The sequence below is a fragment of the Candidatus Cloacimonadota bacterium genome, from assembly GCA_011372345.1.
GTDB lineage: Bacteria > Cloacimonadota > Cloacimonadia > Cloacimonadales > TCS61 > DRTC01.
This window is the reverse complement of record DRTC01000178.1, coordinates 1-10,323: the sequence shown is the minus strand read 5'-3', so window position 1 is coordinate 10,323 and position 10,323 is coordinate 1. Positions and strand designations below refer to the sequence as shown.

The 10,323-nt window shown below is 35.6% G+C and carries 6 protein-coding genes; all 6 read left to right on the top strand.

Translation table 11 applies throughout. The annotated features are described in order from the left end of the window. The first annotated feature begins 75 nt into the window (after nucleotides 1-75). Nucleotides 76-1,140 (top strand): hypothetical protein, encoded by a 1,065-nt coding sequence (locus ENL20_03455; protein ID HHE37614.1) that lies wholly within the window; start codon nucleotides 76-78, stop codon nucleotides 1,138-1,140. A 214-nt stretch (nucleotides 1,141-1,354) separates the two neighbouring features. Beyond that, on the top strand, nucleotides 1,355-2,878 hold the full coding sequence (locus ENL20_03450) for a hypothetical protein (protein ID HHE37613.1): 1,524 nt from the start codon (nucleotides 1,355-1,357) through the stop codon (nucleotides 2,876-2,878). A 631-nt stretch (nucleotides 2,879-3,509) separates the two neighbouring features. Next, entirely contained in the window at nucleotides 3,510-5,501 is a 1,992-nt protein-coding gene (locus tag ENL20_03445; GenBank protein ID HHE37612.1) for a hypothetical protein, read from the top strand. Between the two features lie 11 nt (nucleotides 5,502-5,512). Continuing rightward, nucleotides 5,513-6,097, top strand: a complete 585-nt coding sequence (locus tag ENL20_03440; protein ID HHE37611.1) for a hypothetical protein — start codon at nucleotides 5,513-5,515, stop codon at nucleotides 6,095-6,097. 268 nt (nucleotides 6,098-6,365) lie between these two features. Next, nucleotides 6,366-7,634 carry a hypothetical protein gene (locus ENL20_03435; protein HHE37610.1) on the top strand — a complete coding sequence of 423 codons (1,269 nt, stop codon included), beginning with the start codon at nucleotides 6,366-6,368 and terminating at the stop codon, nucleotides 7,632-7,634. A gap of 109 nt (nucleotides 7,635-7,743) precedes the next feature. Further along, nucleotides 7,744-10,323 (top strand): hypothetical protein (locus ENL20_03430; protein ID HHE37609.1); only part of this gene is annotated, 2,580 nt, incomplete at its 3' end.

Below are 10,323 nucleotides of genomic sequence, written 5' to 3'. Positions count from 1 at the left end.
TTTTGGAATTTATATTCTGAAAATAGTTTCCAGTACCGGGGAATTAAATCAGAAAAAAGCGATTGCAGTGATAAAATGAAGATTTTGCAAATTAGAAGCCAGAGATCAGATAGTAGAAATTGGAAATTAGAAATTAGAAAAAATCTTCGATTTCAATCATCGTTCCCAATCCCCCGATTGGGAATGTTCCTCCTGATCCTTTCCTTGTTCCTTGTCCCTTGCACCTTGTTCCCGAACTTTATTGGAATGAATTGGGGAGCAAGGGCTTATTCTCTCGGAAATACTTTTGTTGGTTTGGCGGATGATCCGAGTTCTATTTTCTGGAATCCGGCAGGAATAACAAAAATCGATAAATATTCCTTTAGTTTTTCCCATCAGAATTTGTTCGGGATCGATGATCTTTATAATGAAATGTTTGCTGCTGTTCTTCCATTTAAATTTTCACCGATCGGATTAGGTTGGACGCAAGTAAATCTTCTCGGAGAATATTCCGAACAGGTTATTTACTTATCGAGCGGCAGATCTTTCTGGATTAATAAAATACCGATTCGGATCGGAGTTAGTGCCAAGCATTATTTTGTTAATGTCAAGGGTTATAAAAATGCGGATTCTCCTTCCAATTTTGATCTGGATTCGGGGATATTAATTCAGACGACAAAAAAAATAGCAGTTGGATTTACGGTAAAAAATATAACTCGACCTAAATTCAAATTTATGGATTTAAAAAACAGCATTTACAGAAAGTACTCGATCGGATGCTGTTATACTTGGAAGAATTCCTTGAATCTTTTATTCGATTATGTCTGGGATAAAAACTCGGAAGAATTTCATCTTGGTGGTGAGATGTGGTTTTATGAGGTTTTTGCACCAAGAATCGGTTATTGTAATGAAAATCTTACCGCCGGTTTCGGCATAAAGACAAAAAGATGGAATCTCGATGGAACTGTTTATGCAGACGATGCTTTGGGAAATACTTACAGAATATCGTTAGGATTTCAATTTGGTAAGAAAAAGAAAGAAGAAATCAAAGAAGAACCTGAAGAAAAGGAATGGTATGAAAAATATCCCTGGGTTAAAGAAGACAAATGGAATGATCTTAAAAGAAAGATCTATAAAAAGAATCCTCTTTGGTTCAGATGATCAACAAAACCTTGTCCCGAATACATTCGGGAGTCGCAGACCTTCGCAATGGTTGAAATTGAAACTTGACTTAAGACGCAGTCTTGAGTTAAGTTGAAATATTTCAGTGGATTAGAAAACTTAAGTCAAGTCGGCTAAAACAAACTTAATTCATGTTTTCATAGCAATGTTTGTTTAAAAAATTAGACCTTCTTCAAGGTCGATTAGAGTTATTATGAAAGAAAAAATTGTAGTAATATTTCTCTATTTGTTCTTTTTTAATATTTTATCCGGAACTCAAATGAGAATTGAAGGATATTATGAAGGAATAATAGAAAATCAAAAAGAATCCGAAGATTATGAATGGGATGCAAGTTCTCTTTTTTATAAATTTGATACAAGATTATATGCTGACCCTTTTCCGTTTGCTCATCTTTATTTTTTCTTTCAAAATAAAAATTTCGGAGATTATGATTCTTTTGGCACAAAGTATTATTACAAAACAGATAATACAACATATTTGAATAATGCCCAACTATCATTCAGACAGGAAAGAAATAATAATGGCTTTGAAACCAAACTCTTTTTCCGAGGAAGTGACAATTATTGGTTAGACGGCACCATGCTCGAACTTCTCGATGTCGATAAAGTAAAGAATGACGATAATGGAAGAGGTGTTCGATTTGATTTCTGGCATTCATTAAATGGAAGTGCTTCTTATGTTTTTTCGGATTTTTCGGGAAATGGTAATAATGCAGAAGATATTCATCTAGCAAGATTAAGACAATCATTCTTTAATAATAAATTGTTTGGAGGATTGTTTTATTTTAGGAGAAACAGACCTTCCGGAATAAAAGAGGATTATGAAGAAGTTGCCGCCACCGATATAAAATTTTCTCTGGGAAGGTATGATTTCAATTCGGAATTTTCTTTCTGTAATGACTACTTTAATGAAGAATTTCAAACCAAAAATAAAGAATTTAGAGAAAAAGGTTTTACAAGTATCGAAGGTATTAAAGATATTTTAAAATCGAATATTGCTCTAAAAGGTGAAATAAAAGGATTCAGAATTGGAAATTCTAATATTGGTTTCTGGAATTTTTCTCCCGGTTATTGGAGTTATGGAGAAACTTTTCAATCCAGTTTCGATAAAGATGATAATCCAAATAATGAATACGGTTTCTGGCTGAATAGTTATTTTCTCGTTCCCACAAGGGCAATAACAGTTACTCTAAACTGGTCTCAATACAAAAAACATATTCCCAATATCTATCAAAACAAACAATATTATGATCCCTCCAACAAACTATATTCGGAAGTTTACCTGGAATTTATCAACGGCTTTAAAGGCAAAGTTTATCTCGAAAGAAGGAAAGAAGAAGATAAAGGAGTAGCAGCTAAATATTATGATTTATTCACCGAATTGTCAGTTGAGAATCGACTCGGAAAATTTCTTACTCAATTTATGATCAGAGATTGGGGTGACCTTTGGGAAAAACAGCAGATAGGTATCGAGTGCAGCATAAACTTATCCGAGAAATTAAGGCTTTTTACCAGAGCCTTGATCTCGGAAGAGCGATTCGGATTAAGACAGATTTTTTTTGGAGAAATCCAATATAAAATTTCCGGCAACAGCAACCTGTATATTCAATATGGTCCAAACGGGATCGGTGATAATAATTTGATAAATGATGATGACTTCAAAAATGGTGGAACAATGCAGAAATATGTCAGAATGTTTGTGCAGGGATGGTTCTAAAAAAAACTTGAATTAATACGGCTTTAGCCGTCTTGATTTAAGTTTTTTAACTGAGCAAGTTTCGTTAGTTCACAAACTCCAGTTTGGGAGCACAATGGAAACTCTGTTTCATTTATGTAATAATCATTAATTCAAAACAGAGTTTTTCAACCTGGCATTCCCAAACAGGAGTTTGGGAACGAGGGAAACGAACATAAGTTTTTTGATTTGAATGAAAAATAATTGGGGAATTAAAAATGAATCAATATTCGGTAGATACAAAATTAGTAAACGGTCATTTAGAATTAAATAATATACCTTTTCCCGATAATATCGAGGTAAAGGTCTTTATCGTTCCTAAAAACGAAATACTATCAGACCTCCGGAGAGTAAAAGATGAAATCGCTAAAAAATTATGATTACGATTTTTATAAACTTGCATCCGCTTTATAGGAAAAGGAAAAGGAAAAAAAAGAGAAAAGAAAAGTTGTTGAATTGAATGGAAAAACAAAAGATAAAAGTTTTAATTGTGTGATAATCAATAATCCAATCCTTTAGGTGTGGGAATCAGCATACGATCCTTTCGTAAAAGATGTAAATTAACGGATAGATTTTCAGGAGAGGATCAAGGTGAGGTTTAAAAGGAGTTTTAATGAAGTCCAAATTCATATTAATATTATCGTTAATAATTTTCAATTATCTGAATTCTGCGGTTAGAGAAACAAATTCCGGGATCGAATTCAGTTATGATAATCCCAATGCGCAAAGCGTTTCTGTTGCCGGAGATTTTAATGATTGGAATACTACCGGAAATCCCTTAAAAAAAGACGAAAATGGTTTATGGAAAACAGTTATCAAATTATCAAAAGGGGAGTATCAATATAAATTTGTGGTGGACGGAAACTGGTTTTTTGATCAGGATAATCCTAATACAGCAGATGATGGTTATGGTGGTTCGAATTCTCTTATTGAAATAGATAGTAATGGAAAAATGATCAGGAAAAGTGCTTTATCCATTTCAGGAGTAAAAACCACGCTCAATCCAAAAGTTTATTTAAGCGGTCGCTATTATACGAGAAACGAATTTAATAGAAAAGAAAAAGACCGTTATATGTTGGATAAACCTGTTCATAGTCTGAATTTTGGAATTAAAACCAGGATGAGTTCTTATTTTGAAGGATGCACATTTTTTAAGGTCGATAATGAACAAAGTAATTTTTTCACCTATAAAAAAGCCTATCTGAAATTAAAAACCGATTATTTCCATTTAAATGCTTTTGATAATTTGGGAATTCACACTTCCGATGATCCGCTTCATATTATCGGAGATGAAGGAAAATATAAATATGATTTTGGTTACGGATTTCGGGGAATTTTTGTTAAAAGTTCCGAATCTTATTTTGATAAAATTCTCGCTCATACTCCTTTACATCTCGATTTTGATTTTCTTGTCTCGGAAAATATTAAAGATGAGGAAGGAGATATTCTATCCGGAAGATCAAAACTCAAATTTAATATGTCAAAAAAAGAAAACCGGGAATTGAATGTTATTCTTGGTAGTTCGATCTTCAACTTTAAAACAACCGAAAGCGGATTAATTCAAAAACATAATAGTAAAGAAATCGATCTCACGATCAGTAAAAACATTTTTCAAAATGGATGGACGAATCCGATGAATTTCGAGGTCCAAAGTGAGTATTTGGATTTTAAAAATTCCTATGAACCACCATTCCTTTTAAACGACATAAATATTGAAAAAGATTATAAATGGATGGATGGAAGTATTCTATATTTGGGTTCTTCTCTAAAATTTCCCTTAGCATTATCAGTTTACAGCAACTTTATTCAAAATAATCTCAATTGGAATATTGTAACGGAGATAGACACTCTTGATGCTGGTTTAAACACAATTACCGAAAATTTTAAAAGGAACAAATTCTCAATTGGTTCTGATTTTGAAACCCAAAATATTTCTGCTTTACTTGAACTTCAATATTGGACAATTAACTTTCCTGACAGCCTGGTCGGTTGGGCGGATTATTACGAATATCTTGAGAGAACCGACGAAAACGGGCGCTGGTTTCAGGAATATTCGGAAGTTCCTTTTGAGAAATATACTCTTATCGGATATGAAAAGGGATTACTCTGGAAATCGAATCTTGCTTTCAGAAATAAAATTATCAAATTTCCTTTTGAATTCAGATTGAAGAATACTTTCGCACATTTTGATTTTATGAAAGTTCCCAAATATGTCGAAAATATCGTTATTTTCAAATTGGATATTTCTCCCAAATGGACTCTATATTCCAATACGAGAATTCCTTATTATAATGATGATGTGCTTTGTTTGAAAACAGATTTTAAAGAAAATATTGATGTTTTCTATGCCAATTATTCCGAAATAATGTATCATTTAGCGAATAATATCAGGTTATCTCTCGGTTGGGGAGTTAATCCCAGGACACTTAATTCCGTTACAGATGAATTTTATGAAGGTGGAAGAGAAGAATTCCTGGAACAGGCAGATGATTTTGCGGATTATATCGAAACTAGTTATCGCGGTTTGGGAGATTTGATCAGGAATGCCGAAACTCAATTGAAACAGGAACAACGAATTACATTAGAAGCTGTTATCACATTTTAGGAGTTCATTTTATGAAAAAGATCAAACTTTCGATGTCCTCCTTGTTCCAATGCTCCCGCGTTGGAACACACTTCTCAAACGCTCTGCGTAAAATAATTTTTCGATACACAAAAACAATTTCAACGCAGGAGCGTCCATCTCATCATTCCAACACAGGAGCATTGGAACTAGTATTTTCCAAATTATTTTTGGTAGCATTATCACTTTTTATCCTGCTTTCATTCGCTTGCTCCCTGAATTTCATTAAAAAAAGATTAGCACCTCCGCATCAAGTCAAAGGTGGAGTTCTGTTCCAATATGAAGCACCTTCAGCTCGTCTGGTAACCTTGGCGGGAGATTTTCCGGATAATCTCTGGGGAGGAACAGCCAGCAGTAATGCTTCTTACGATTCGACCGTCGATCCCATGTTTGATGATGGAACTCATGGTGATAAGGTTGCCGGAGACGGAATCTGGTCATTGATTAAACCGTTGGAACCAGGAAGATATCAATATAAATTCGTTGTCGATAGAAATACCTGGGTAACCGATCCGAACGGTTTGGAATTTGTAGATGATGGTTATGGCGGGAATAATTCCATCTTAACTGTGAAATAAAGACCTTACGGATGGTTGAGGAACGATTTAAAATCCTGAAACTCGTTCATATATTCCAACAGGATTAGACCTCCGTAATCGCTGACGGTTAATGGTTGAATGGTTGATGGTTGTAAATAGATAGTTGACAACGGAACCTACATATTGATTGTTTTAAAGTTATGAAGTGGGATTCAACCATTGCGAAGGTTTGCAACTCCCGAAAGCCTTCGGGACAAGGTTTCGGAGTTTACAGGATTCGAAACAAGAATAATAAAAGGAAATAAAAATGAAATATTTAATAATTTTAATTTTATTAGTAATCATTAGCAGTTGTGATAAAACACCAAATACCGCTTTATTCGATCACAATTCTTCTCTTGCCGGATATGTCATCTTTGAAGATTCATCTCCGGATTCCGTACAGGCAGACATTCAAGTATTTAATGATCAGGAAACCATGCTTCTCGCAGAAACACAGACAAATCCGGCTGGATATTATTCAGTTGATAGGTTGGCTGGAGGAATTTACCAGGTAAAAATAACTGCTGAAAATTTCAGCATTCATAACTTTACAGATTTGATTTTACCAGCAAATAGCAGCACAATTTTAGATACCGTAAACTTATTTGCTCCCAATTCTTCCCTGGAAGGATATGTAAACTTTCAAGATGCTTCACCGGATACTGTTAGTGCAAATGTCTTTTTATATTACCAGAATGAAGTAGATGCAGTAGCGACTTCTCAAACAGATACTACCGGCTTTTTCAGATTCGATCTACTTTTTGCCGGTCTTTATGAATTAAGGATTTCTGCAGATAATTATGAGGATCGGAACATTACGGATATCGAACTGCTGGGACATCAGACAACGATTATCGATACGATCGAATTGGAACTGATCGAACCGATGGAATTCAAAGAAATCGTCATCGATGGTGAAATAGATGATGGCTGGGAATCTGCTTATGTGAATGATCACGCTTCAAGTTGGTCGGAATCGAATAATTTTGAAAATCTTTATATTGCCCGTGATAATGAGAATTTATACATTGCTGTCGATGGTGGATTCGATTCAGGAGGAAATACTGTAAATATTTATTTTGATATCGATTATGGTGACGGAACAGGAACAAACGATTTTACTGAAATTTATGGAGGAACTTACGGAGATCATTTAAGAAAGAATATTTATCCTCCATCAAATTTCAGGGCAGATTATGCTTTTTCAGTTTGGGCGGTTTCCTCAGATATCGGAGTCGTCAGTCTGGAAGATACTGAAAATGTTGATCAGAATATAATCGATACGGATATTTCCCTGAACAATTCTGTTATTGAGATTGCTCTGCCCTTCTCTGAGATCTTTCCGAATGGAGAATATCCTTTAGGAAACAAAATAGCAGTAATAGCCATCATCGGAAGTGCCGGAGGTGGAGATTATACATCCGAAGGATGTATGTCGAATGACACGATCCCACAGCAATTGGATATTGAAATAGATGGAAACAATGTGGCAACGGAGATAAATTTCACGACTGTTTTTTCGAGAGCATATTAAACCGTAAAACAAGATGCTACTTGTTAAATTATAATAAATTTAGAATAATAAAAACTGAATAAAATTAGGAACAACTTTGGCAAGTTGTTCATTAAATACTGGAGAAAATATGAAAAAAATATTATTTAGTTTAGGTGTTGTAATCTTGATTTCCGGTTGTTCTACTCTCGGGTTCGAAGGAGGAGAAATAATCGAAAAAAATGAGAAGACAACTGAACAAGTTCAGGAGAAAGTTTCCCAAAAAGGGATTGAACTGGTTTATTCCGATGCTTCTGCTACTTCAGTTTCTGTTGCCGGAGAGTTCAATAACTGGGATGCTTCGGCAAATCCAATGACTAAAGATGGTTCAGATTGGAAGATCAAACTCGATCTCAAACCGGGAAAATATATGTATAAATTTGTTGTGAACGGAACGGATTGGAAACCTGATCCGAACAATCCCGATACAGAAGATGATGGATACGGAGGAGAAAATTCAGTGATTACAGTTGGTGGAAAAACAGAAACTAAAAAAGTCGAAAAGAAAAGCGGAACCGGTGAATTTCCGGTAAAATTCTCGTATCAGCCGTTAATTGGTGGAAAACACGATATTTATGTAGCAGGAGATTTCAATAACTGGTCTCCTAATATGGATAAAATGGAAGAGAATAACGGTCTTTATGAGACCACTCTTCATCTTAAAAAAGGAAAATACACCTACAAATTTGTAGTCGATGGCAACTGGCTGTCAGATGAAAATGCAGTTGAATTCATCGAAGATGGATTTGGTGGACAGAATTCCGTTATTTATGTCGGAGATCGTTCTGAAATAAATGCCCTGCGTAAGGTCGAATTCAAATATGATCCGGGAAAACCTGTGAAGGAAGTTTATCTGGTAGGCGGTTTCAATGCCTGGAATCAGAAAGCAGATAAAATGGAGAAGAACGAGGATGGAACTTTTTCTCTGACCATGCTTCTGAAACCGGATGAATATCCCTACAAATTCCTCGAAGACGGTATGAACTGGGTAACAGACAAAAATGCTGAGATTTTTATCGATGATGGATTTGGCGGACAGAATTCGGTTGTAATCGTTGATGATAAATTTGAGAAAGTCACACTTAAAAAGAAAGATGGTGTGATCCTCACTTATGGAATTCCTACCTCGCAATCTCTGGAAACAGTCAATCCGCTTTCTCCAACCGAGATCGAATTTAAAACCAAAGTTCATTCCGGAGATGTGGAAAAAGTTTATCTGAAAATCGAACGCGAGAATGAAACAATGGATCTGGTATCCAGTGACGGCAGTTTCGATTATTATCGCAAGATCATCAAATTGAAAAATGAGAAGGAAGAATTCGATTACTGTTTTGTGCTTGAGGATGGTGGAAATGAATATTATCTATTGAATGGAGAGATTTCCAGAAACTTTGATAAGAATAAGTTATTCCATTATTCTCAGGAAAATGTGCAGCCTTTCTTTACACCGGATTGGGTGAAAAAAGGCGTCATTTACCAAATCTTCATGGATCGATTTTATAATGGAGATAAGAAGAATGATCAGGATTTTTCCGAATGGTATTATGAAGGAATTAATGTTCCACCAAAACCAGGTAAAAAACTTCCAAAATACAGACAATATTTCCATTTTGTGGATGACTGGTATGATGTTTCCGGGCTTACTAAAAGCCCGTTTCATGAGCCAAATCATGAAGGTTATCAGCCGGATTATAACAGTTTTTACGGCGGTGATGTGGCGGGAGTCAAACAAAAATTGGATTATTTGAACGATCTGGGAATTACGGTCATCTACTTTAATCCCTTGTTTGAAGCAAAATCCAATCATAAATACGATGCTGCCGATTATCGTAAGATCGATCCGCATTTCGGCACGGAAACTGAATTTAAGGAGTTCGTGCAGGATTGTCATAAAAGAGGAATCAGAATAATTCTCGATGTGGCTTTCAATCACACCGGCGAAACTTTCTGGGCTTTCCAGGATGGAAAGGAAAAAGGAAAAGATTCGGAGTATTATAACTGGTATGAATGGCATAAACCTTACCCGAAAGAATTACCTTCAAATTTCAAACCTTCCGATTATTACGAATGCTGGTGGGGATTTGGTGAAATGCCGAATCTGAATTATGACCTGAAAGAACCGAATCCATCCGAAAACGGGATCAAAGACATTAATCAGGCAAATCCGAACTGGGAAGTTGTAAATTATGTTCTCGATCTGGTCGATTACTGGATCGGTGAAGTCGATCTAGATGGTTTCCGGCTTGATGTTCCAAATGAAGTTCCGTTCTGGTTCTGGCAGCTTTTCCGCGAAAGAGTTAAATCCGTAAAACCGGATGCTTATCTGGTTGGTGAACTCTGGAGTAACGCCGTCGAATGGGTAAACAACGAATATTTCGATTCTGTGATGAATTACGCTTATTTTAAAGATCCGGTCATGCGTTTCTTCAATATGAGAAAATGTTCTGCCAAAACCTTTGACCGCGATCTCAAACCAGGCTTGTTAAGTTATCCTACTCAAGCAACGCAAGTGATGATGAACCTGATCGACAGTCATGATACGCATCGTTATCTGGAATCTGCTGGCGGAGATATAACCAGACTGAAACTCGCAGTTCTTTTCCAGATGACTTATGTCGGAACTCCGCATATCTGGTATGGAGACGAAATCGGAATGATGGGAGCACACGAC